Annotated in this window: 24 protein-coding genes; 13 read left to right on the top strand and 11 right to left on the bottom strand. The window is 47.8% G+C overall.

The genetic code is table 11. The features are described 5' to 3' along the window. Nucleotides 1-302 precede the first annotated feature (302 nt). Together SB24_RS05020 and SB24_RS05015 are read left to right on the top strand one after the other, a co-directional pair. The gene (locus tag SB24_RS05020) at nucleotides 303-1,706 is read left to right on the top strand and encodes a branched-chain amino acid transporter BcaP (RefSeq protein WP_015417121.1); all 1,404 of its coding nucleotides are present in this window, start codon (nucleotides 303-305) and stop codon (nucleotides 1,704-1,706) included. 114 nt (nucleotides 1,707-1,820) lie between these two features. Further along, on the top strand, nucleotides 1,821-3,176 hold the full coding sequence (locus SB24_RS05015) for a sodium-dependent transporter (RefSeq protein WP_039252183.1): 1,356 nt from the start codon (nucleotides 1,821-1,823) through the stop codon (nucleotides 3,174-3,176). 36 nt (nucleotides 3,177-3,212) lie between these two features. Here SB24_RS05015 and SB24_RS05010 read toward each other — a convergent pair whose 3' ends face one another. Genes SB24_RS05010 through sigM form a run of 3 tightly spaced genes read right to left on the bottom strand, consistent with a single transcriptional unit; the run spans nucleotide 3,213 to nucleotide 5,048 of the window. After that, on the bottom strand, nucleotides 3,213-3,503 hold the full coding sequence (locus tag SB24_RS05010; protein ID WP_003155315.1) for an anti-sigma-M factor: 291 nt from the start codon (nucleotides 3,501-3,503) through the stop codon (nucleotides 3,213-3,215). Then, nucleotides 3,491-4,567, bottom strand: coding sequence for an anti-sigma factor (locus SB24_RS05005; protein WP_087920756.1), 1,077 nt, complete (start codon nucleotides 4,565-4,567; stop codon nucleotides 3,491-3,493). The genes SB24_RS05010 and SB24_RS05005 overlap by 13 nt, the downstream gene beginning before the upstream one ends. Then, nucleotides 4,557-5,048, bottom strand: coding sequence for an RNA polymerase sigma factor SigM (gene sigM, locus SB24_RS05000; protein ID WP_039252181.1), 492 nt, complete (start codon nucleotides 5,046-5,048; stop codon nucleotides 4,557-4,559). Before sigM ends, SB24_RS05005 begins: the two co-directional genes overlap by 11 nt. Nucleotides 5,049-5,288: 240 nt before the next feature. On the opposite strand from sigM, the gene SB24_RS04995 reads away from it, so the two are divergent. Further along, nucleotides 5,289-5,888 (top strand): lysophospholipid acyltransferase family protein, encoded by a 600-nt coding sequence (locus tag SB24_RS04995; protein WP_015417124.1) that lies wholly within the window; start codon nucleotides 5,289-5,291, stop codon nucleotides 5,886-5,888. Between the two features lie 45 nt (nucleotides 5,889-5,933). On the opposite strand, the gene SB24_RS04990 is transcribed toward SB24_RS04995, so the two are convergent. Beyond that, nucleotides 5,934-7,268 carry a hemolysin family protein gene (locus SB24_RS04990; RefSeq protein ID WP_003155308.1) on the bottom strand — a complete coding sequence of 445 codons (1,335 nt, stop codon included), beginning with the start codon at nucleotides 7,266-7,268 and terminating at the stop codon, nucleotides 5,934-5,936. Nucleotides 7,269-7,329: 61 nt separating this feature from the next. Beyond that, nucleotides 7,330-7,755: a Cu(I)-responsive transcriptional regulator gene (locus SB24_RS04985; RefSeq protein ID WP_007409263.1), complete on the bottom strand. Its 426-nt coding sequence runs from the start codon at nucleotides 7,753-7,755 to the stop codon at nucleotides 7,330-7,332. Between the two features lie 179 nt (nucleotides 7,756-7,934). On the opposite strand from SB24_RS04985, the gene SB24_RS04980 reads away from it, so the two are divergent. From SB24_RS04980 to SB24_RS04970, 3 genes are all read left to right on the top strand, one after another. After that, a complete protein-coding gene (locus tag SB24_RS04980; protein WP_015417125.1) occupies nucleotides 7,935-9,119 on the top strand; it encodes a pyridoxal phosphate-dependent aminotransferase in 1,185 nt (394 codons plus the stop codon). Nucleotides 9,120-9,151: 32 nt separating this feature from the next. Continuing rightward, complete coding sequence (locus tag SB24_RS04975; protein ID WP_039252179.1) at nucleotides 9,152-10,396, top strand: beta-ketoacyl synthase N-terminal-like domain-containing protein; 1,245 nt, start codon at nucleotides 9,152-9,154, stop codon at nucleotides 10,394-10,396. Between the two features lie 229 nt (nucleotides 10,397-10,625). Then, nucleotides 10,626-12,014: a hemolysin family protein gene (locus SB24_RS04970; RefSeq protein WP_039252172.1), complete on the top strand. Its 1,389-nt coding sequence runs from the start codon at nucleotides 10,626-10,628 to the stop codon at nucleotides 12,012-12,014. A gap of 12 nt (nucleotides 12,015-12,026) precedes the next feature. Here SB24_RS04970 and crcB read toward each other — a convergent pair whose 3' ends face one another. The 3 genes from crcB to SB24_RS04955 are packed head-to-tail and all read right to left on the bottom strand — an operon-like array spanning nucleotide 12,027 to nucleotide 13,496. Beyond that, the gene (gene crcB / locus SB24_RS04965; protein ID WP_039252170.1) at nucleotides 12,027-12,386 is read right to left on the bottom strand and encodes a fluoride efflux transporter CrcB; all 360 of its coding nucleotides are present in this window, start codon (nucleotides 12,384-12,386) and stop codon (nucleotides 12,027-12,029) included. Continuing rightward, on the bottom strand, nucleotides 12,383-12,778 hold the full coding sequence (locus SB24_RS04960; RefSeq protein ID WP_029325977.1) for a fluoride efflux transporter FluC: 396 nt from the start codon (nucleotides 12,776-12,778) through the stop codon (nucleotides 12,383-12,385). Before SB24_RS04960 ends, crcB begins: the two co-directional genes overlap by 4 nt. 1 nt (nucleotide 12,779) lies before the next feature. After that, nucleotides 12,780-13,496 (bottom strand): glycerophosphodiester phosphodiesterase, encoded by a 717-nt coding sequence (locus SB24_RS04955; RefSeq protein WP_039252168.1) that lies wholly within the window; start codon nucleotides 13,494-13,496, stop codon nucleotides 12,780-12,782. A gap of 169 nt (nucleotides 13,497-13,665) precedes the next feature. Here SB24_RS04955 and SB24_RS19935 point away from each other — a divergent pair, with 169 nt between their 5' ends. The 3 genes from SB24_RS19935 to SB24_RS04945 all read left to right on the top strand — a co-directional run bounded on the left by SB24_RS19935 (nucleotide 13,666) and on the right by SB24_RS04945 (nucleotide 15,843). Further along, nucleotides 13,666-13,770 (top strand): YhdX family protein, encoded by a 105-nt coding sequence (locus SB24_RS19935; protein WP_003155299.1) that lies wholly within the window; start codon nucleotides 13,666-13,668, stop codon nucleotides 13,768-13,770. A gap of 162 nt (nucleotides 13,771-13,932) precedes the next feature. Next, nucleotides 13,933-15,048: a mechanosensitive ion channel family protein gene (locus SB24_RS04950; protein ID WP_015239489.1), complete on the top strand. Its 1,116-nt coding sequence runs from the start codon at nucleotides 13,933-13,935 to the stop codon at nucleotides 15,046-15,048. A 24-nt stretch (nucleotides 15,049-15,072) separates the two neighbouring features. Next, nucleotides 15,073-15,843, top strand: a complete 771-nt coding sequence (locus tag SB24_RS04945) for an NAD-dependent protein deacylase (RefSeq protein ID WP_225562047.1) — start codon at nucleotides 15,073-15,075, stop codon at nucleotides 15,841-15,843. Nucleotides 15,844-15,876: 33 nt separating this feature from the next. Here the strand turns inward: SB24_RS04945 and SB24_RS04940 are convergent, their stop codons facing one another. Next, nucleotides 15,877-16,725 carry a polysaccharide deacetylase family protein gene (locus tag SB24_RS04940; protein WP_007409254.1) on the bottom strand — a complete coding sequence of 283 codons (849 nt, stop codon included), beginning with the start codon at nucleotides 16,723-16,725 and terminating at the stop codon, nucleotides 15,877-15,879. 256 nt (nucleotides 16,726-16,981) lie between these two features. Between SB24_RS04940 and dat the strand changes: the two genes are divergently transcribed. Then, a complete protein-coding gene (gene dat, locus SB24_RS04935) occupies nucleotides 16,982-17,833 on the top strand; it encodes a D-amino-acid transaminase (protein WP_014417308.1) in 852 nt (283 codons plus the stop codon). Between the two features lie 41 nt (nucleotides 17,834-17,874). Here dat and SB24_RS04930 read toward each other — a convergent pair whose 3' ends face one another. Next, complete coding sequence (locus SB24_RS04930) at nucleotides 17,875-18,459, bottom strand: TetR/AcrR family transcriptional regulator (RefSeq protein WP_012117186.1); 585 nt, start codon at nucleotides 18,457-18,459, stop codon at nucleotides 17,875-17,877. 108 nt (nucleotides 18,460-18,567) lie between these two features. Here SB24_RS04930 and SB24_RS04925 point away from each other — a divergent pair, with 108 nt between their 5' ends. Beyond that, on the top strand, nucleotides 18,568-19,119 hold the full coding sequence (locus tag SB24_RS04925; protein ID WP_032871085.1) for a hypothetical protein: 552 nt from the start codon (nucleotides 18,568-18,570) through the stop codon (nucleotides 19,117-19,119). A 38-nt stretch (nucleotides 19,120-19,157) separates the two neighbouring features. On the opposite strand, the gene SB24_RS04920 is transcribed toward SB24_RS04925, so the two are convergent. Then, entirely contained in the window at nucleotides 19,158-19,658 is a 501-nt protein-coding gene (locus tag SB24_RS04920) for a universal stress protein (RefSeq protein WP_003155289.1), read from the bottom strand. Nucleotides 19,659-20,079: 421 nt separating this feature from the next. Between SB24_RS04920 and SB24_RS04915 the strand changes: the two genes are divergently transcribed. Continuing rightward, nucleotides 20,080-21,837: a multidrug ABC transporter ATP-binding protein BmrC gene (locus SB24_RS04915; RefSeq protein WP_039252161.1), complete on the top strand. Its 1,758-nt coding sequence runs from the start codon at nucleotides 20,080-20,082 to the stop codon at nucleotides 21,835-21,837. Then, complete coding sequence (locus SB24_RS04910) at nucleotides 21,834-23,855, top strand: multidrug resistance ABC transporter ATP-binding protein/permease BmrD (protein WP_039252158.1); 2,022 nt, start codon at nucleotides 21,834-21,836, stop codon at nucleotides 23,853-23,855. The genes SB24_RS04915 and SB24_RS04910 overlap by 4 nt, the downstream gene beginning before the upstream one ends. Nucleotides 23,856-23,868: the final 13 nt, after the last annotated feature.

Raw genomic sequence — 23,868 nt, 5'->3', positions numbered from 1 at the left:
TGCGGGATTTTTATTTGAACGTACATATGAATACGATTTTCAAAAAATGGACGTCGCCAGCTGAATCACTAATGTTAATATTTCACAGTGGAGAATCCGCTGAGTTCTGTTTTATGAAAACTAAAAATAATATATAGAATTTTCAAAAAAGTTATTTTCATTTTTATATTTTTCGCTATAATATGACATAGGAGAAAGGGATGATGTGCTGAAACATTTCATGCGAAAAATAAGAATTTAGTCATTATTGCTATTGTTATCTGAATATTCTAACATATATTGATTTACAAGGAGTGAAGCAGATGAAGGGGAGCGTATTCAGAAAGAAAAGCATTCAGGACCTGCTTGCCGCAACGGGCGGGGAAAAGTCGCTGAAAAGAGAGTTAGGGGCCTTTGATCTGACCCTTCTGGGGATAGGGGCCATCATCGGAACGGGGATTTTTGTATTAACCGGAACAGGCGCTGTCACGGCGGGGCCGGGGCTGACCGTTTCATTTGTCATCGCCGCTCTTGCGTGTTTATTTGCGGCTCTGTCATATGCCGAATTTGCTTCAAGCGTCCCGGTTTCAGGTTCCGTCTACACGTTTACTTATGCGACACTGGGTGAACTTCTCGCGTTTATCATCGGATGGGATTTAATCTTGGAATATATGCTCGCCGTCAGCGCGGTTTCGGTCGGCTGGTCCGGCTATTTTCAATCATTCTTGGCGGGCTTCGGCATTCATCTTCCGACCGCATTAACGGCCGCGCCGGGATCCATTAAAGGCACGGTCACATTCTTTAATCTCCCCGCATTTGTTATCGTGCTTGCGATTACATTCCTCCTCTATTTAGGCATTAAGGAATCGAAGCGGGTCAATAATATTATGGTCATTTTAAAGGTTCTGGTTGTTCTATTGTTTATCGCCGTTGCGGCCGTATATGTCAAACCTCACAACTGGCAGCCGTTTATACCGATGGGGTTCGGCGGTGTTTTCAGTGCCGCGGCGCTCGTTTTCTTCTCTTTTATCGGTTTTGACGCCGTCTCTTCCGCCGCTGAAGAAACGAAAAATCCGGCGAAGGATCTGCCAAAAGGAATTATCTTTTCATTAATCGTCTGCACCGTGCTGTATGTGACCGTATCGGCGATTATGACGGGCGTCGTTCCGTTTGCCCGCTTTGAAGGCGTTGACCATCCCGTGTCTCTCGTCCTGCAGATGGCCGGACAGAATTGGGTGGCCGGGATTATTGATATCGGCGCAGTGTTGGGGATGACAACGGTGATGCTCGTCATGCTGTACGGCCAGACGAGGGTGATGTTTGCCATGTCCCGTGACGGTTTGGTGCCGGGGGCGCTTTCAAAAGTCCATCCGAAGCATAAAACGCCGCACGTGGTGACATGGGTTTTCGGCATCCTGTCGGCATTACTCGGCTCGCTCGTCCCGCTTGATGAACTGGCGAAGCTGGTGAACATCGGCACGCTTGCCGCATTTGTCCTGATTTCCGTGGCGGTTATCGTATTGAGAAAGAAACAGCCTGATCTGCCAAGGGCTTTTAAATGTCCGGGGGTTCCCTTTATTCCGGTATTGTCCATTCTGTTCTGCGTGTTTTTGATTATTAACCTCGGCGCCACCACCATATTCCGTTTCTTTATCTGGCTGATCATCGGTCTGGTGATTTATTTCTTATATTCGAGAAAGCATTCGAAATTAAACGGGGATTTGTAAGGAGCGGCATCCGCCGCTCCTTTTTATTTTTCGGAATAATGAAACATATTGAAATGGGCTTAAGTTATCGCAGCGAATAAGGGATAATATAGGGCGGAAGGGAAGTGGAAAGTCGTGTCTGACCAAAAAAGGGTTCAATGGGCCTCAAAAATAGGATTTATTATGGCCGCTGCCGGTTCGGCGATCGGTCTGGGAGCCATTTGGAAGTTCCCTTACGTAGCGGGTACGAACGGGGGAGGCGCCTTTTTTCTTGTATTCGTCCTTTTTACCGTGCTTTTAGGCTATCCGCTTTTGCTCGGTGAATTTATTTTCGGAAGGCGGAGCCAGACAAATGCGATTGATGCCTACAAACAAGCCGCGCCGAAGTCGGTATGGCACCTTACGGGTTATGTGGGTGTGGCGGCCTGTTTTTTAGTTTTGTCTTTTTACAGTGTTGTCGGCGGGTGGATTTTGCTTTATGTGTTAAAAGCCGTTACCGGTTCTTTATCCGGGCTCACTCAGGAGCAGTACGGCACGGTGTTCGGGACGGTCATTGAAAATCCGATCCAGACTCTCATTGCGCAGCTTGTATTTATGATCATGACGGTGGCGGTCGTCGCAAAAGGCGTGCAGAAAGGGATTGAACGTGTCAGTGCGGTGCTGATGCCGATTTTATTCGTGCTGTTTCTATTGCTTGTGCTGCGATCAGTCACGCTCGATCATGCCGTTGAGGGGATTAGATTTTTATTGGTTCCGCACTTTGAAGATTTGACGCCGGAATCCATCCTATATGCTTTAGGACAGGCGTTTTTTACATTAACGCTCGGTGTTTCGGTCATGGTGACATACAGTTCGTACCTGCCGAAAACCCAAAATCTTCCGGGTTCGGCGGGTTCCATTGTTATGATGAATGTGCTCGTTACGCTGTTTGCGGGACTGGCCATTTTCCCGGCGGTTTTTTCGTTCGACTTTAAACCGGATGAAGGGCCTACACTGCTGTTTACCGTGCTGCCGGCTGTGTTTGACCGGCTGCCGTTCGGCTCGCTGTTTTTTATCAGCTTTTTGGCGGTCTTTTTCTTCGCCGCGCTGACTTCGGCCTTTTCGATGGTGGAAATTATCGTGGCGACTGTCGGGAAAGGTGATGAAATGAAAAGAAAGAAGCTGTCGTGGACAAGCGGTCTGCTCATTTTCTTAGTCGGAATTCCGTCCTGTTTATCATACGGTGTTCTCGGTGATGTTCATTTGTTCGGAAAAACGTTTTTTGATCTTGCGGATTTCACCGTCAGCAATGTGCTGATTCCGCTCGGCGCTTTATTAATATCAATCTTCGTCCCGCTGAAAATACCGAAGCAGGAGCTGTTTGCCGAGATGAAAAGCGGTTCCGCCATCGGCTATCGTTTCTTTCAGGTGTGGTATTTCCTTCTGAAATACCTCGTGCCGCTGGCTATCATCGTCGTATTGCTGCATTTAATCGGCGTTCTTTCATTTTAAAAAAACAGGCCCCCGTAAAAGGGCCTGTTTTTATGTTTAAAAACCGAATTGCAGATTCGTATCAACCGCAACGATCGTATATACACAGACAATGACGAACAGATTGAGAATGACACCGAGCAGTCCCGGGCCCGTCCGGCCTTTTTTAATAAACAGCTCAATGATGCCGAACGGCACGGCGGCCATCGCAAACGGCAGCATCTGATAAGAATAGAAAGTCACATTGCTGATGATTGCCACGTTCAAAAGCAGCAGCGACAAAATCGCGGTACCGACTGATATCCAGCCGAAAACATTATGCTCTTTAAAAATTCTTACCAATTCCATAATTCCACCTCACCGATGTTTGCTGCTTTTACTGTTTTGTTTTTCAGCAGACGTTCGATTTCTTTTGTCGGCCCCGTCACGACAGAGCCGTATACGTTCATTCCGTGATGTTCAACATAGTCGATTCGGCTGCCAAGATTCATGTCTTTGCGTTTCGATATCGCATGCGCCCATTTTTTATGGCGGGACATAAATTCAAGGGCATTGATAAATTGTTCACGGTCTGTCTGTCCTTGCGTTTCGAAAGAGGACACCATCTTGGAATCTTTCCCGGGAAATCCTAACGGCTCTGCATAAGGACTGTCTTTCAGATTTTTCTCCGTTTCGACCGCGTTCCATAAAAACTTCACATCGTATTTTTTAAAAGTCGAATATACTTGAGAAGAAGGGTAGGCCCTGTCATAAGAAAGATAGACCTCCGCCACGCTTCCTTCAGGCAATTTTTTTAATGTCTGTCCGGCTTTTTCAATCGTACGTTCCTTTAAGCCGGAAGGATGGGCGAAATAATGCTTTGCCTGTGCCGCGTCTAGATCATAGTAGTTAACGGCAGGCGATTTGACCGTATCTAAAAACATTTCAATCCGTTCTCCGCCGACGGATTTCGTTTTTGTGCCGATCTGCTTTTGCAGCGGAAATTCCGTATTCATTCCAAACAGCTTCACCTGGCTTTTCAGTCCGGAGGTATCGACGAGGACGTTCGGCATTGTGGTCGCCACCGTCACTGCCGCGGTCTCCATTAATTGATTGCCGGTGCTTTCTTTTCCTCCCAGACCGTAATAGAGGTAGCTTCCTAATGTGCAAAGCGGCAAAATCATCAAAGTGGAGATGACGGCGAGAACTGAAATCCGCAAATACGATTTGCGTTTTCCGTATGATAAAATGGCCTTCTGTTTTTCCGGGCTGATGCCGACGTCCCATTCCCGGTCGTCCTGCATTTCGCTTTCAATCAACTCCTGATAGACTTCCAGCTTTTCCAGCTCTTCTTCAAAGGCGGCCATTTCCCGGTCGCTCATTTCTCCATTTTTGTATTGGTAAAAACGCTTTTTAAATTCTTCATTCATCATTAACACCTCTATTATAAAGTGCTTTCAGCCGCTGTCTGGCACGAAATAAAACACTTTTAAAATTAGCCTCTGAAATATTCATAATATGGGATGCTTCTTTGTAATTCAGTTCTTTTAAATAATACAGTGTTAAGGCCTCCCGATAATTGTCGGGAAGTTCGGACATATACCCTGTCAGCACTTCCTTGATTTCAATCTGATGAGCCGGGCTTTGAACAGCCGTCTGAAAAAGGCTCCCAATTAAGTCATCGGAAATGGTCACTTCCTTTTTATGTTTTCTGACATAATCTATAAACGCATTTCTCGCCACTTGAAAAAGCCATGGCTTTACTTTGCTGTGGTCGTAGGAGTGAATGTGTATGTATGCCCTCATAAAGGTTTCCTGCAGCAAATCTTCAGCGAGATGCTTGTCTTTTGTCATGGAGAGCAGGAACCGGTAAACATCATTCATATACAATTGGTAAATTTCATCGATCGTCACTGCCTTTTCTCCCCTCTATGTTATACACGCATAAGAAAGGTTTAAAGTTGCACGTTCCATGCAAACGGCTTAAATTCATTTTCACCTCATCAAACACCATTTCTCTATAGTACCCAAAATCCGTCATAAAAGATAGAGATCGGCGGAGGAAAAATATAATTATTAGTACCAGGTAATAAAAAATATTGTTATAATAGAGAGAGAGAACACTTTTGATCATTACAACAAAGGAAGTGCGTTATGTATAAGTTTTGTGCAAATGCCATCAAATGCATTCTATCCCTGCGCGGAGGAGTGAAAGTGTACAATAAAGAGAATCTTCCGTCTGATAAAGGATTCGTTATCGCGTGCACGCATGCGGGCTGGGTGGATGTCCTCACGCTCGGTGTCGGGATATTGCCCCTTCAGATTCATTATATGGCGAAAAAAGAGCTGTTTCAGAAAAAGTGGATCGGACGTTTTTTGAAGAAGATTCACGCATTCCCGGTTGACCGTGAAAATCCGGGCCCAAGCAGCATTAAAACGCCGATTAAGCTTCTGAAGGAAGGAAAGATTGTCGGGATTTTTCCGAGCGGTACGAGAACATCAGAAGACGTCCCGCTGAAAAGAGGGGCCGTGACCATCGCCCAAATGGGAAAAGCGCCGCTCGTTCCGGCCGCATATAAAGGGCCGTCTACGGGAAAAGCGCTGTTTAAAAAGGGAAAAATGCGGCTTATCATCGGCGAGCCGATTTTTTTGGAGGACTTTTCCGATCTTGCGCCGAAGGAGAGGCTTGCGGCCATGACAGAAGAGCTGAATGCCAGAATTAAAGAGCTTGAGAAAAAACTTGAACAACTGTAAATGAAAAAAAGCTTGCCGTCTGTATCAGACGCGCAAGCTTTTTTGTTATGCTTCTTTTTGTTCGGCGGTTTCCAGCAGTTCATCAAACGCCAGTTTTTTCACTTCGATATATGCGACGTGGTGGCCGTCAATTTCATTAATGATAAATTCACAGCCTTCTTCGATAATCGAGTCGTATTGTTCGACGTCGTATTTCTGGGTAAGGAACCAGCCGCCGATAGTGTCGACCTCGTCATTTTCCAAATGGATGCCGAGGAGTTCGTTCACTTGATCAATCAGGACCTTGCCGTCAAGCATGTAATGGCCGTCTCCGAGTTTGCGGATTTCGTTGATTTCATCGATATCAAATTCATCACGGATTTCCCCGACGATTTCTTCAATAATGTCTTCAACGGTGACAAGCCCCGCGGTTCCGCCGTATTCATCCGACAGAATCGCCATATGAACCCGTTCCTTCTGCATTTTTACAAGCAGATCGTGAATCGGTGCCGACTCAATCACATGGATGATCGGATTGACAAAATCGGTAATCGGCGAGTCGACTGATACTTCGCCGCTGATGCAGGCAGTCAGCACTTCTTTAATGTTAATAACGCCGATAATATTATCTTTGTCACCCTCTTCGACAGGGTACCGGGTATATTTTTCAATCTGAATGATGTCCATCATTTCAGAAATTTTGATATCATGCGGCAGACTGACGATTTCCGTACGCGGAATCATGATTTCTTTTGCAAGTCTGTCGTCAAATTCAAAGATTTTGTTCACGTATTTAAATTCAGACTGGTTGATTTCACCGCTTTTATAGCTTTCCGATAAAATGATGCGCAGCTCTTCTTCAGAGTGGGCAAGCTCATTTTCAGACACCGTCTCCAGACCGAACGTCTTCGTTAAAAGACGGGCGGAGTTGTTCAGAAGCCAGATAAACGGGAACATGATGCGGTAAAACCAAATGAGCGGTTTCGAAAACAGCATTGAAACGGCTTCCGCTTTCTGGATGGCGACTGTTTTCGGCGCCAACTCTCCCACGACCACGTGTAAGAATGTAATGATCGCATAGGCGAGAATAAATGAAATAATATGCGATAATGAGCTTGGTACGTTTATCTTTGTGAAAAGCGGATGAAGCAAGCGTTCAATCGTTGATTCGCCTAAGACACCAAGACCGATGGAAGTCAATGTTATGCCGAGCTGGCACGCCGATAAATACTCATCTAAATGCGTGGTCACTTTTTTGACACCGATTGCGGCTTTATTTCCTTCTGCTATAAGCTGGTCAACCCGTGAGCCTCTGATTCTGATTATCGCAAACTCAGATGCTACGAAAAATGCCGTCAGCGCGATTAAAACCGCGACTAAAATCAAATTCACAATGTCCAATTAGAACCTTCACTTCTTTTGGGAAGATGAAGGTAACACCTCCTGTTAGTAAGATAATGGTTTAACTTAACAGCAGCATAAATGATTGAAGCACTGCAAGCTTTTCAGGAGCCAGCCTTTTTTTCAGCTGGGCACGCTCCTCTGGTTCAAGCTTTTCAAACCGATTCAAGATCACGGAGATGTTTTGATTCATGTGATCAATTTCCGATGCCAGATTTCCAATATCGTCAGGCAGGGCTGAAGAGGGAAACTGGTTCTCCAGTCGATCTTTTATATCAGACAGGGCCAATCGCTGCTTTTTACAAGCGACTATAAACTTTAACCGATTAAGTGCAAGTGTATCGTAGTAACGATAGTTCGAACAAGACCTGTCAGGCTTTAAAAGCCCGAGGTTTGTGTAGTAATCCACCGTGCGTTTCGTTACACCGGCAAGCTCTGCTAATTCACTGATGCGATAAGTCTCAGCCCCATCTAAATCCCTCCCCAACCATCACGTTATAGTTATGAGAATAGTTTAATATATGAAGGGGAGTTTGCACAAGTTTATTGTTTTCCGTCTTTCTCCTGAAACGGCGCGGCGGGCTGTCTGAAAAAGCGTTGACTGCGCCATGTAAATCTTTCATAATCATTGTAAATAGAAACGGAAGAAAAAGACAGAAGGGACAGATGACAGTGGCCGGTTTATCACGGGAAGTGACACAGAATCTGGAGAAAGGGTCATGGATACGCAAACTATTTGATGAAGGCGCTCGGCTGAAAAAAGAGTTCGGCGCCGATAAGGTGTTTGACTTTTCAATAGGAAATCCGGTTGCGGAGCCGCCTGAAACATTTAAAAAGGCGCTTTGCGAAGCGGCTGAAACAGGGCGGCACGGATACATACAAAACCAGGGGCTTCCGGAGGCGAGAGAAAAGGTTGCGCGCTTTTTGTCAGAGCGGTTTCAGACAGAAATTTCCGCCAGGCATACAGTCATGACGGTCGGAGCCGGCGGGGCGCTGAATGTCGCGCTGAAAAGCATTTTAAACCCCGAGGAAGAAGTCATCCTTCTTTCGCCTTATTTTGCGGAATATAAAGCGTATGTTGAAAATTACCGCGGCAGACCCGTCATCTGCCCGCTGACTGACTCATTTGAGATTGATATTGAAGCGGTTAAAGGTGCGATCACCCCCCGTACGAAAGGACTGATCGTTAATACGCCGCATAATCCGACGGGGACTGTGCTCAGCCAGAAAAACCTTAACGAATTGGGCGCTTTATTAAAAGAAGCCGAAGAGCGGAACGGCCAAAGCATATTTATTTTATTTGATGAACCGTACAGCCAGCTGATCTACGGAGAAGAGCAGGCGAATCCGTTTCAGGCGTATCACCGCGTGATTTTAGTCAGTTCGTTCAGTAAAGATCTCGGCATTGCGGGGGAAAGGCTCGGGTATATCGCGGCAGACGCCCAAATGCCTGAGGGCGATCTTCTGACGGATGCGTTCGTTTTCTGCAACCGGACGCTCGGCTTTGTGAACGCTCCGGTCATGATGCAGCGCGCCGTGGCGAAAATGGATGATCTTTCGATTGACGCTGAACCTTACAGAAAGCGGAGAGACCTTATGGTGGACATCCTCACAGAAGCCGGTTTCGAATTTGAAATGCCGAAAGGAGGCTTTTTCGTCTTTCCGAAATCACCGATTGAAGACGAGGTGGCATTCTGCATGCATGCCGCACAGAAATACAAACTATTGATCGTACCCGGCAGCGGATTTGGAAAAAGCGGCTATTTCCGATTATCTTTCAGCGTGCCTTCAGAACAGATCAGACAGTCGCGCGATATTTTCAAAGCACTGTATCAAGATTTTTCTTCATAGCTTCCAATACATAAAGATGGGAGAACGGACAAATGTCGAGGAGAAATAATGGCACGTCAGACATCAGCATTACAGGAATCGGAGTCTTAACCGCGGTCGGACAAGGCAAGGAGGCGTTTCTCGATGCGCTCATGGAGGGGCGGCACGCCTTTGATGTGATGAAACGGCCCGGCCGGCAGAAAGGCAGTTCGTTTATCGGCGCGGAGCTTAGCGAATTAACGCCGCCGGACGCGCTGTCCAAGCGCTTGTACCGAAGAGCCGCATTATCAGGAAAGACGGCGCTTATCGCTTTATATGAAGCGTGGCATGACGCTCAATTAGACGGCGCTGATCACAGCCGCACCGGTCTGATCATCGGCGGCTCGAATATGACGCAGCGCGAATTGCTGCAGGCCTTTGAGAAAAACGGTGAAACGCCGCAATTTGTAAATCCGACATACGGGCTTTCTTTTATGGATAGTGATTTGTCGGGGCTTTGTACGGAGCAATTCGGGATAAAAGGGCCGGCCTTTACGGTCGGCGGCGCGTCGGCCAGCGGCCAGGCGGCGGTTATTCAGGCTGCTCAAGGAATCAAAGGCGGCCTGTTTGACCGGTGCATCGTGATCGGGGCGCTGGCCGATCTGTCGTACATGGAGTGTCATGCTCTCCGTTCTTTGGGAGCGATGGGCACTGATACATACGCTGAACGGCCTGAAGCCGCCTGCCGCCCGTTTGACCGGCATACGGACGGGTTTATATTCGGAGAGGCGTGCGGGGCGATTGTGCTGGAACGCGCTGAATCTGCCGAACAGAGGGGCGCACGATCGTGGGCCGGCTTAAAGGGCTGGGGGATGGCTTCTGATGCGAACCGCAACCCGAATCCTTCAGCAGAGGGCGAAATGACGGTGATCCGCCAGGCGCTGGAGCGGGCCGGTCTTTCAGCAAAAGAAATCGATTACATCAACCCGCACGGCACCGGTTCGCCGATCGGTGATAAGACTGAATGCCGGGCGCTTTCTGAAAGCGGCCTGTCGCACGCGCGGATTAATGCGACAAAATCAATTACCGGACACGGTCTGAGTGCGGCCGGAACGGTGGAAATCATTGCTGCTCTCTTGCAAATGCGGGAAAACAAGCTTCATCCGATCCGAAACTTAACGGAGCCGATTGACGATTCGTTTCAGTGGGTGACCGACGGGCCGAGCGCCCATACCGTACACCATGCGTTAAGCTTAAGCATGGGATTCGGGGGGATTAATACGGCGCTTTGTTTAGAAAATCATTTCCGGAGCACATAACGGCAGCCTTCTTTTTGAAGGCTGTTTTTTATATGATAAAAATCTGAAAATGATGAAAGAATGGAGTTGTGATACAATAAACTATACAAATGACAATCATGCTTTGACTTAGGAGGTGGCAGGATGGGGCCCTCTGTGTAGTCAATCACCCATTTCGTTCCTCTCGCTTAAGAAAAAACGATGAAATCAGGAGGTGACGTCCTTATCCTTTAATTCGGGATAAGGTGAAATGGACGATATTGACAGTTTGATTTTAATCGGTGTGCTCATTGCGTTAACGGCATTTTTCGTGGCGAGTGAATTTGCGATCGTCAGAGTGAGAAGATCCAGAATCGATCAGCTCATTTCAGAAGGGAACAGACGGGCGGTGCTCGCAAAGCGTATCATTACGGATCTTGATGAGTATTTATCCGCGTCGCAGCTTGGCATTACACTCACATCCATCGGGCTCGGCGTACTGGGAGAGCCTGCATTTGAGCGGATGCTTCATCCTGTGTTTCAGGGTATGGGGCTGCCGGATTCTGCTGAGCATGTGATTTCTTTTGCTGCGGCGTACGGGCTGATTACGTTTCTGCATGTCGTCGTCGGTGAGCTTGCGCCTAAAACGGTTGCGATTCAAAAAGCTGAAAAGCTGACGTTATGGATTGCCGGACCGCTTCGGTTATTTTACGTGTTCATGTTCCCGTTTATTTGGGTGCTGAACGGCTCCGCGAGAATTCTGACCGGTTTGGCCGGATTAAAGCCGGCATCTGAGCATGAAGGCTCCCACTCTGAAGAAGAGCTGCGGATCCTGCTGTCAGAAAGTTTAAAAAACGGAGAAATCAATCCGTCTGAATATACATTTGTGAATAAAATTTTTGATTTTGATAATCGGATCGCCAAGGAAATCATGATCCCGAGAAAAGAAATCGCGGCTGTTTCCACTGATATGGACGTGCCGGAAATGCTTGATATGATGCTGAAAGACAAATATACGCGCTGGCCCGTAACGGACGGGGACAAAGACAATGTCATCGGCATGATCAATACGAAGCATCTCTTTTCAGATCTGCTGTTTATGACAGAAGATGAAAAAGCGGAAGTATCCATCACGTCTTACGTCCGCCCGGTGATTGAAGTCATCGAGACGATCCCGATACACGACCTGCTGATAAAAATGCAGAGAGAACGGATTCATTTGGCGATATTGTCTGATGAATACGGCGGAACGTCCGGTCTTGTGACGACCGAAGACATCCTTGAAGAAATCGTCGGCGATATCAGAGACGAATTTGATGAGGACGAACAGCCGCAGATTCAAAAGCTGTCCGAACGCCATTATGTGCTGGACGGAAAGGTTCGGATTGATCAGGTGAATCATCTTCTCGGCGCAGGGATTGAAGAGGAAGTCGACACGATCGGCGGTCTTGTGCTGAAACGGAATATTGACATCTGTGCGGGTGAGTCGATACAAATCGGGGGATACACTGCCCTCATATTAGAAATGGACGGCCGGTTTATTAAACAGCTTGAACTCAAAGAAGAACAGGGCCGGCCGGGCGGTCAGGGAACAATAAACCGCCAGCTGCCCGTGCCTGAAACGGTCATGCTTCATAACGCAACCTTGAGCGAAAAATAAGCTCAAGGTTTTTTAAATGGAAATGATAATGAAGCCGCACCAGAACGCCAAAAGGCTTCCGGCTGCTGAAACAGCGATGTAGAGCAGGCTTTCCTTTATGCGATTGTTCATCATCAGCTGCACGGCTTCAATACTGAACGTGGAAAAGGTCGTAAACGCACCGAAAAAGCCCGTCGCGATGATGATGCCGGCAGAAGGATTATCCAGGCCCAGGCCGGTGAACATGCCGAGGCCGAAGGAGCCGAGCAGGTTGACCGCAGCCATTCCAAGCGGCATCGGAAAACCTTTTGTTCTTTCTGAAATTGTTTTACCCAAAAGAGAACGTAATACCGCTCCGATACCCGCTGCGATAAGCATCAGGACAATCGTCATGGTGTATCATGCCCCCTTCCCGCCGCGTGAAGGGCAATCCGCCGTCCCAAAAAAATGCCGGCGTATGCAAGGGCAAGACCAGCGAATAAAGTCGCGGCAGCATAACAAAAAGCCGCTGCGGGAGACGATTGCAGCAGAAAAATGGTTTCTTTTGCGAAGGTTGACATCGTCGTGAAACCTCCGCAAAAACCGGTTCCTAAAAAGGCGGTCAAAAGAGGGCGTTTAGCCCGAATGATGAAATAACCCGTAATAAGACCGAGTAAAAGGCTTCCCGCCGCGTTTTCGAGGAAAGTGGCCGCCGGGAAAGAACCGCTGTGAATGTGCGCGCTCATTTCAAAGCGGAGCAATGCGCCAAGCGCGCCTCCGATAAAAATTGCGATGTATTGTTTCATATCAGCCATCCTTAGAAATAAAATCCGGAAAATCAGTTACAATGCCGTCTACTGCCATCATTTGCAGTTTTTCGGCCGTCTTTTGATTGCTGACCGTCCAGGCAAATACTTTCAGGCCGTGTCTGTGAGCGGTGGAAATCAAGAACCGATTCAGACGGGTATATTTAATATTGACATAATTTACGGCTGATTTGTAGGCGGCCAGCTGGCTTTTGGAAAACATCCCGAAGCTGGGTCTTGCAATTATTGCAGTCGGAACGGACGGATACATGTCGTGAAAGGTCTGAATTGACTTGAGGCTGAATGATTGAACGATAGGGCGGATGGAAAAGGAAAACCTGCTTAACAGCTGGCCGACTGCTTTTTCAAGACCGACTTGAGAAACGTGCCCTTTCAGTTCAATTAAAAAACCGATTTCAGAATGATAACGCTTCAAGACCTCTTCGAGCAGGGGAATCCGCTCCCCTTTAAACTCAGCCCCATACCAGCTGCCGGCGTCCAGAGACTGCAGCTTCTTCAGCGTAAAATCTTTTACAAAACCGGAGCCGTCCGTCGTCCGGTCGACTTTGTCATCATGGATGACGACAATCTGGCCGTCTTTTGTGAGCTGGACGTCAAGCTCAATGAAATCAGCGTTCATTTCGGCAGCGATATCAAATGCCGCAAATGTATTTTCGGGCGCGTAACCGGATGCGCCGCGATGAGCGATGGTATACAAGCTTGTCAGCTCCCCTCATGGGCATTTCTGTTATTATATCAGATTCGTATATGCTCAGCGATTCAAACTGGTGAATGTGCGAAACAGTATTTTATTGGAATAAAGATAGTGCTTTTTTCGGTTTACAATCCGCAGTGATGATTTATAATGGCAAAAAGGAGGCGAGATCATGGGAAAAGGGAGATTGAAAGTGGAAGAAAGAATTAAGGCCGAAACCGATGCTGAAATCCAAAAAGCGACTCTCCTGAAACAGACACAATCAAAGAAGAAATAGTGCCTGACCCTGTTGTATCTGGCTGAAAGATGAACGAATGTGTGAAAACCCCGTCTGTACTCTGATGCCGGGGTTTTTTAGGCTGCCTAAAGACATTAAAAAAAGCTGATGTCCGAATGTTTTAGTATAATAGATTTTCGACAAAACAAAGGAGCATATGCCATGATGACACAATTTCAGAGCTTTTTTACGCTTGACCATATTTCGCAGATCAGTATCAGCATCGGAATTTTAGCGGCTTTTCTCGTTTTGAGAAAACTGTTTGTCAAATACTTTTTTCAGCTCATTTACAAATTGGCAAACAAGCCGAAAACCGACATATTCAAACAGATTGCCGTAGCGTTTGACAAGCCGGCCAGATGGTTTTTCGTGGCGCTGGGTCTGTTTTTGGCGATTGAGTATTCGCCGTTTTTAGACGGGCAGATGGACATTGTCAAAAAATTGTACCGCTCTCTGATCGTTGCGCTGATCGCCTGGGGGCTTTGCAATCTGACATCGGCGTCTTCGTTTTTATTTCATAAAGTCAATCAGCGCTTTGAGCTTGATATGGATGACATTTTGGCGCCGTTTTTATCCAAGGTGCTGCGCTTTGTCATTCTCGCGCTCAGCGTCAGTGTGATCGCGCAGGAATTCAATTATGATGTAAACGGGTTCGTGGCCGGACTCGGACTTGGCGGATTGGCCTTCGCGCTCGCGGCTAAAGATACGATCAGCAATTTTTTCGGCGGCATTATCATCATTACGGAAAAGCCGTTTACGATCGGCGACTGGGTCGAGACGTCATCTGTGACGGGAGGCGTTGAAGATATCACTTTCCGAAGCACAAGGTTCCGCACGGCGCAGGGGGCGCTTGTTACCGTGCCCAATTCAACGCTGTCCATGGAAGCCATCACAAACTGGACGAGGATGACGAAGCGCCAGGTCACGTTTTCCGTTCGTGTTTCTTATGCGACGCCGATTGATCGTTTAGAGCGGTGCATCACAAGGCTCAGAGAAATGCTTCGTGAACATGAAGGCGTGCATGATGATACGATTATGGTTAACTTTGACGTGTTTGCGGACAGCTATTACAATCTGTTTTTCAACTTTTACACAAAGACCATCGTCTGGGCGGAAAGCTTGGACGTGCGGCAGGATATCAACCGCCGGATTATTGATATTTTTGCTGAGGAAGGCGTGGAATTCGCCTATCCGGGCCAGAATGTATTCGTAAAACAGAAAAGCCACGATGATCCGGTTCATGTGAAGGATCATTCCGGAGAAAAAGAACGGGCATAACAGGCGCCGTTCTTTTTTCATGATATGATAAAAAGAAAAGGCGGTGGAAGAGTGGAAGCGTTTATAACATTGATCAATCAGGCGGAACGTATCGTGGTACTGACGGGAGCGGGAATGAGCACGGAATCCGGCATTCCTGATTTTCGTTCGGCGGGCGGTATATGGACCGAAGACACCTCCAGAATGGAAGCGATGAGCAGGGAATCCTTTGAACGCCGTCCGCGTGAATTCTGGCCTAAATTCAAACAGCTCTTTCAGATGAAAATGAGCGGAAGCTATGAGCCGAATGCCGGCCATACGTATTTGGCGGATCTTGAAAAGCGGGGAAAGCAGGTAGACATTTTCACGCAGAATATTGACGGGCTGCATAAGAAAGCGGGAAGCAGCAGTGTCTATGAGCTTCACGGTTCAATTCAGACCGCCGCATGCCCCCGCTGCGGAGCGCGCTACGGGCTTTCTCATCTGCTGAAGGACGAAGTGCCGGAATGTACGGCGGAAATCGGTGATCATGCGGTATGCGGCACCGTATTAAAAACGGATGTCGTGCTGTTCGGCGATCTCGTTCAGCATTTTGAAACCCTTTATGAAAAGCTAGATAAAGCTGATCTTCTTCTTGTGATCGGCACTTCGCTTGAAGTGGCGCCGGCAAGGTTTGTCCCTGAGGATGCGGGACGGATTCCCGGTTTGAAGCAGGTGATCATTAACCTTGAGCCGACATATTGCGACCATTTATTTGATCTTGTCATCCATGAGAAGATCGGTGAATTTGCAAAACGGATCAGCGCCGCGACATAAAAAAAGCCGGATCATATACAGATCCGGCTTTTCTTATTCATGGACGGGAATCATTTGATCCGTCAGAACATCAAAGGAGTAGCCCTGGGCTTTCAGTTTTTGGATCAGGCTCGGCAAAGCGTGCACCGTCGCAGGCAGATCGTGCATTAAAATGACATGCGGCCTGCTCGTATGAACGCTTTCCAAATATGCGAGCTGATTCAATACTTCCGGCACGTACCGTGCGTTTTTGTACTTCCAGTCTTCACTGTCTATCGTCCAGTCCCAGTACACGAATCCGCCTTTTTCGAGATTCTTAATCTGGGCATCCGTCAATGACGGTTTACTGCCGTAAGGCGTGCGGACAAGATCCGTTTTTACTCCGGTGATTGCCTCGAGTGTATCGCGTCCCTGCTGCATTTCGTTCAGCGGTGATGTCGGTGTTTGATAAAACAGGTGATTATCGTGCGTCACGCCGTGCAGGCCGAGCGCGATTCCTTCCTGCTTCGCTCTTTGCACGGAATGCTTATAGGCTTTCATCCGCGGTTCAAGCATAAAAAAAGTGGCCTTTGCGCCATTTGCCTTCAATACATTCAACAGCTGTTCAGTATATGGAGACGGCCCGTCGTCGAAGGTTAAATATACCGTTTTTTTCCCTGGGTCACGCTCTCTCTGCAAATGTTTCATTAAGACGTCGGGAGAATCATTTTTCAGCCGCAGGCTTTCTGCTTCATCCCGAAGCTGCCCGTTTGCGGTCACGGTGACCTGTTTGTTTTTTGCGGCGGAAGCGGAATATCCCATTATGACGATTACCAGAAGCAGTCCGCACAAAACTGCTAAACTCGTAAGTTTAAAAGCCAATGAAAACAGAGAAGGGGAAGCACCTTCTTTTGTGTTGCGCATAACAATCTCTCCAGTAGCATAAGTTTCTGCATAATGCCGATAACAGCGGAGGCTTGCGAAGTGCCATAAGTTAACAGCATATGTATGTCGAATCAAGTATACAGGAACAAAACTGGAAAAGACATAGAAAAGATGTCGAATAATAAGATTTTAAGAAAAAAATAAACTCCGCAGCCGGCTCGTTCAGTATGATAGAATAGTTGACAATAACAGCTGAGAATGCACATCACGGCAGATAACGATGAGGAGGGTTTACATGAAGACATTAGTAAACGGCCAGTTGATTGATCGTGAAGAAGCGGCAGTTGATATTGAGGACCGCGGATATCAATTCGGTGACGGTGTGTATGAGGTCATCAGAGTGTATAACGGTGCCTTATTCGGTCTGCGTGAGCATATCGTCCGTCTTTTCAGAAGCGCCGCAGAAATCGGCATCACCCTGCCGTTCTCCGCAGAGGACATAGAATGGGATCTGCAAAAGCTCGTACAGGAAAACAAACTCATTGACGGCGGGGTCTATATACAGACGACGAGAGGGAAGGCGCCGCGGAAGCACCAGTATGACGAAGGATTGGAACCGCAGACGACGGCATACACCTTTTCAGTGAAAAAACCGGAAAATGAACAAAAAGCCGGAGCGCAGGCCATAACGGCGGAAGACAAACGCTGGCTGAGGTGTGACATTAAGAGTCTGAATTTACTGTATAATGTGATGATTAAACAAAAAGCCTATGAAGCAGGCGCTTATGAAGCGGTGCTGATAAGGGACGGAGCGGTCACGGAAGGAACCTCTTCCAATGTATACGCCGTCATAAACGGCACTGTCCGGACGCATCCTGCAAATGAGCTGATTTTAAACGGCATTACGCGGATGAAACTGTTAGAGCTGATGAAAGAAAACGGGATTGAGGTGCGGGAGAAGGCTCTTACCGAAGACGAACTCAGGGATGCGGATGAAATTTTCATCTCGTCAACGACGGCTGAATTAATCCCGATCGTAACCCTTGACGGAAAACCGGTCGGAAGCGGAGCGCCGGGACCTGTAGCCAAAACGATTCAGGAGGCTTTTCAGTCGCACATTCAGCAGGAGCTCGGGGTTCAGTCATAAGCTGAAAATAGGCCGGAACACATCCGGCCTTTTTACTTCAGTCAGATAAAAAGAGATTCGATATGCTGAACGAGCACACGGGAGATCTTCTCTTTTGAAAGACGCTCAGGTTCAAGCATGGCATGCAGCGCCAATCCGTCGGCGATGGCGTACATTTTCTCCGCTTCGATCTCTTTATCAAGATTCGGTTTCAGAAGCTTATTTTCATCCAGCCAGTCAATCAGACCGCGGATATATGCCAAGATCCCGTCCTGCTGGGGTTGAAACTCTTCTCCCTTATGTCTGGCATAAGCTGTGAAAGCGAACCATACCTCCATTTCAGCCATCGTTTCTTCATCTGTCGGGATGATTTCAAGCATCAGACGCACCGCTTTTTCTTTCGGCGGCAGATCTTTCATGGCAACTTCGTTAATTCTGGCGGCCGCTTTTTCTTTTACGAGTGTCATCGCATACCCTAAAAGCTCATCCTGGGTGGTGAAATAGTGCCTCAGCGCGCCTAAAGAAAGACCCGCTTCCTGGGCGATGTTTCTCACTGTCGCTCCTTCCATTCCCCGCTCCAAAATCGTCCGCCAAGTGGCTTCGGCTATTTGTTTTCTTCTTTTTTCATGATCGATTATTTTAGGCATGGTTCCAGTGTAACAGGAAATATTTTTTCTTGCAATTTTGTAATACAGTTGTATTAAATAAAAAGCAGTGATACAATGCATTTTAGAAAACGATAAGGGGGAACCGGATTGAACGCGATTGCTTGGTTGATTGTCATTTGTGAGGCTGCTTTTTGGGCGGCTGTCATCTTCGGATTGGCGGCGCGCTATATATTCAGGCGGCAAAAGCTCGGAATGTTTTTTTTCGCTCTCATTCCTTTATTGGATGCCGTACTGTTTCTGGCGGCCGCAGCTGATTTATACAGAGGGGCGGCGGCGACTATGGCGCATGCGGTGGCGGCCATTTATATCGGAGTGTCTGTCGCCTTCGGGAAAAGCATGATTCAATGGGCGGATGAGCGGTTCCGCTATTATGTGGTCAAGGAAGGGGCAAGACCGGTCAAGCGGTACGGGCTGGATTATGCCAAACATTATGCAAAAGGGTGGGGGAGACATGTATTAGCGTTTGCCATCGGCGGCGTTCTTTTAGCCGGAACGGTATTTCTCATTCAGGACGCTTCCCGCACCGAAGCGCTCAGCAAGCTGTTAAAGGGCTGGTCTGTCGTATTGTGCATCGATTTTTTGATCATGGCGAGTTTTTTTGTGATGCCGAAAAAAAGAAGAAACAGCCGGGAGCTGTAAAAAAAGCAGCTTTTGATTAAGCTGCTTTACAGAAAGAATTATTTTACGATCAGCACGGGAATATCGGATTTCGATGACAGTTTTTCACTGACGCTTCCGAATAAAAGTTTTTTCAGCCTGTTCTGGTCCCGGCTCCCCATGACGATCAAATCCGCTGATATACGGTCGGCATGCTCGATAATGGCATCAGCGGGATCACCTTCTAAAATGTCGATATCCCCGTCAATCTGGCTGTCGTTCATCAGCATTCTCGCTTCCGCAACGATTTCTTCCGTACGGTCTTCATAAATCATCGGATCAGGGGAGATTCTTTCCGCCTGGAGCGGATCAGGAACGCTTGCAATCCCGCCGCCGATATACGTTGCCCCGGCTCCCGGCCTCGGGGGATCAACAATCGTCTGGGTATCTTTTGCATTGTGGGAATGTACGACCGTTAAATCCGCGTGAAACGTTTTTGAAAGGTCTATGGCTTTTTGGAGCGCTTTTTTACTATCATCACTTCCGTCAAAAGCTGCTATCAACCGGTCCGCGTGAAACATCGGCCTCATCCTTTCAGTAAAAAAGGTTTGTTTTACAATACCCGAATGGCAGAAATGTAAAACCTGCATTGACAAAAAAAGGATTTGTTTATATGATGAAGGAACAATATAGGGAAAAAGGAGGTATGGATCATGTCAAAACTAAAGCTTGTCAACTCATCTTCAGCTGAATACCGGCGTGACTCCCATACAGCTTCCGTTTTCTGAACATTTGCTTAAAAACGAGGCAGTCGCGCATAAACGGCGGGTCTGTACCTTATTTATAATAATAAGAGGCATGGAGCTGAGGCTTCATGTCTTTTTTTATACAAAAAAATGAAAGAAAGACAGGTGTGATGCATGTGGCGGTATTAGCGAAAACAATGAAAAACAATCCGGAAAAGCTTGAGGGCGGCTGATTGATGAAAGGGGATGACGGTATTTGTTTACTGTATTAAAAAAGCTCGCGTGGTTTTTTAAAGCCTATTGGCTGCGCTATACGACAGCGATTGTTCTGTTATTGATTGTGAATGTCATTGAAATGTTTCCGCCTAAACTTCTCGGTAACGCGATAGACGATATGAAGGCGGGCGTGTTTACAAAAAGCGGGATGCTGTTTTACATATGTGTTTTTCTCGCATTAACGGCAGCCGTCTATTTACTGTCTTATTTTTGGATGTATCAGCTTTTCGGCGGGGCGAATGTCATGGAGAAGATTCTCCGTTCAAAGCTGATGGGAAGGCTTCTTCAAATGTCACCGCCGTTTTACGAGAAATACAGAACGGGCGATTTAATGGCGCGGGGGACAAATGACTTGCAGGCCGTCAGTATGACGACGGGCTTCGGGGTCTTAACGCTCGTTGATTCAACGATGTATATGCTGACGATATTTTTGACAATGGGGCTTCTCATCAGCTGGAAGCTGACATTTGCCGCGATTATTCCGCTGCCGATAATGGCGGCTGCGGTCAGCCTGTACGGAAAAAAGATCCATGAGCGGTTTACGGAAGCGCAGGATGCTTTCGGATCATTAAATGACAAGGTGCTGGAGTCGGTATCCGGCGTCCGGGTCATCCGGGCATTCGTGCAGGAAAAAAATGATGTCAGCCGGTTCGGTGATATGACGGCGGATGTATATGAGAAAAATATGAAAGTGGCGTTTATCGATTCACTTTTTGAACCGACTGTAAAACTTCTCGTCGGCCTCAGCTATCTCATCGGTCTCGGCTACGGCGCTTATCTCGTTTTTCAAAACCGGCTGACGCTGGGAGAGCTGGTATCGTTTAACGTGTACCTCGGAATGATGATCTGGCCGATGTTTGCGATCGGAGAATTAATCAATATCATGCAGCGCGGAAATGCCTCCTTGGATCGTGTCAATGAGACGCTTTCCTATGAGCCTGACGTGATAGGACCCAAGCACTCCGCCGGCATCAAGGAGCCCGGGCGTCTTGTTTTTGAACAAGTGACTTTCACGTATCCGAGCGGAGCGGGACCGGCGGTTTCTGATGTATCTTTTTCCGTAGAAAAAGGGCAGACACTCGGCATCGTCGGGAAGACGGGTAGCGGAAAGACGACGATCATTAAGCAGCTGTTGCGTGAATATCCGCCCGGTGCGGGAGCAATCACGTTTACAGGCGTTCCGATTCAGGAGATTCCGCTCGAGGAGCTCCGCGGGTGGATCGGCTATGTGCCGCAGGATCATATTTTATTTTCAAAGACTGTAAAAGAGAATCTGCTTTACGGCCGGCAGGATGCAAACGAAGAGGAAATCGGCAGTGCGCTGAAAGATGCGCATTTTGAAAACGATATCGGCATGCTTTCCGACGGACTGGAGACGCTTGTCGGCGAGAAGGGCGTAGCGCTCTCTGGCGGACAAAAGCAGCGCATCTCAATTGCGAGAGCGCTTTTGACCGATCCTGACATTCTCATATTAGATGATTCGCTTTCTGCCGTAGACGCGAAAACGGAAGCCGCCATCATTGACAGCATCCGTAAAAAACGGCGGCATAAAACAACGATTATCACCACCCACCGGCTCTCGGCAGTTGAACACGCAGATCTCATTCTCGTCATGGATGAAGGCCGGGTGTCTGAAAGAGGCACGCACCGGGAGCTATTGGCGCAGGACGGCTGGTATCGAAAACAATATGAGAGGCAGCAGCTGTCCTCTCTTGAAGAAGGGGGGACGGGCGCATGAAGACCGGGAGAAGATTATGGAATTACGCGCTTCAATATAAGAAGCTGCTGATATGGGCGGTCGTCCTGCTCATTATTGCGGTCGGCACTGAGCTGACCGGCCCGTTTATCGGAAAAAAAATGATTGACGACCACATTCTCGGCATTGAAAAAACATGGGTTAAAGCCTCTAGGGACGATCCGGGCGCCGTCAGGTTCCGGGGGCATGATTATGTCAGGGAGGACCGGCTCAAACCGGGGGCGGACAAAACCGGAGAGGCGCACATTTATCAAGTCGGTGCGGGCTACTATTTTGTTGACCGTCCCGTCAGTTTTGACGGAAACCGTTCGGTGTCTGACGGCCGGCTGACAATATCAAACGGTAAAGAAAGCAGGTCATATCCCGCCATTACGTTATCAAGACAGGAGATTTTTCAATTTTACCGTCCCGAAATAAAAGGATTGCTGACGCTGACCGCCATTTACGCGGGACTGCTCATGTTTTCCGTATGTTTTCATTACGGTCAGCATTATCTGCTGCAGATGGGAGCGAACCGGATCATACAGCGCATGAGGCAGGATGTATTTTCACACATTCAGAAAATGCCGATCCGCTACTTTGATAATCTGCCTGCCGGAAAAGTCGTGGCCCGCATTACGAATGACACAGAAGCGGTCAGGGATTTATATGTAACGGTGCTGTCGACATTTATCACAAGCGGCGTTTATATGCTCGGCATTTTTACGGCGCTGTTTATGCTTGACGTCAGGCTGGCCGCCGTTTGCCTGCTGATTATTCCGATTTTAATGATCTGGTCGGTTGTGTACCGCAAATACGCATCCGTCTTCAACCAAAAAATCCGTTCCATTAACAGTAACATCAATGCGAAAATGAACGAGTCCATTCAAGGAATGCCGATTATTCAGGCGTTCCGCCGCGAAAAGGAAACGATGAAGGAATTTGAAGAATTGAATGAAGCTCATTTTCGCTATAAGAACAAAATGCTGTCCTTAAATTCCCTCATGTCCCACAGTCTTGTCAATGTGTTGCGCAATCTGGCGTTTGTCGGGCTGATCTGGTATTTCGGAGGCGCGAGTCTGAGTGCGGCCGGAATTGTTTCGATCGGTGTTTTATATGCATTTGTTGATTATTTAAACCGTTTGTTCCAGCCGGTTACGGGGATTGTCAACCAATTTTCGAAGCTTGAATTGGCCCGTGTCTCTGCCGCCAGGGTATTCGAGCTTTTACAGGAGGAGGAAACGGAAGAAGAAGGTGCTCTCGCAGACAGAAAGGCGGAAGGGACAGTGGAATTCCGCGATGTTTCTTTTGGGTATCGAAAGGGAGAAGAGGTGCTGAAACAGATCAGCTTTACAGCTGAAAAAGGGGAGACGGTCGCCCTCGTCGGCCATACGGGGTCCGGCAAAAGCTCCATCCTGAATCTTCTGTTCCGTTTTTATGATGCCCAAAAAGGAGATATCCTGCTGGACGATAAAAGCATATACGGCATGTCGAGGCAGGAGCTGAGGTCGCATATGGGCATTGTGCTGCAAGACCCGTATCTTTTCTCGGGCACGATCGGCTCCAATGTGACACTCGATGATCAGCGTATTTCTTTGGAGCAGGCGGAAGAAGCGCTTCGCCAAGTCGGCGCCGCAAGTCTTCTGCAATCTTTGCCGAAGGGCATCAGAGAGCCCGTCACCGAAAAAGGCGGCACACTGTCCTCAGGCCAGCGTCAGCTGATTTCTTTTGCAAGAGCGCTTGTGTTCGATCCGGCCATTTTAATTTTGGATGAGGCGACGGCGCACATTGACACCGAAACAGAAGCAGTCATTCAAAAAGCGCTGCAAGTCGTTCAAGAAGGGCGCACGACATTTATTATCGCCCATCGGCTTTCCACGATCAGACACGCAGACCAGATTCTCGTGCTGGAAAAGGGCCGCATTATTGAAAAGGGAAGCCATGACGAATTAATGGCGCAAAAGGGGCAGTACCACCAAATGTATGAATTGCAGAAAGGAACGGCGAAGTCCGCGGTGTAATCGGAAAGGGTGA

The organism is Bacillus sp. Pc3, from assembly GCF_000815145.1.
In the GTDB taxonomy this organism is placed as follows: Bacteria; Bacillota; Bacilli; order Bacillales; family Bacillaceae; genus Bacillus; species Bacillus velezensis.
Note: the sequence above shows the minus strand (reverse complement) of the source record. Positions and strands in the feature narration are given on the sequence as shown.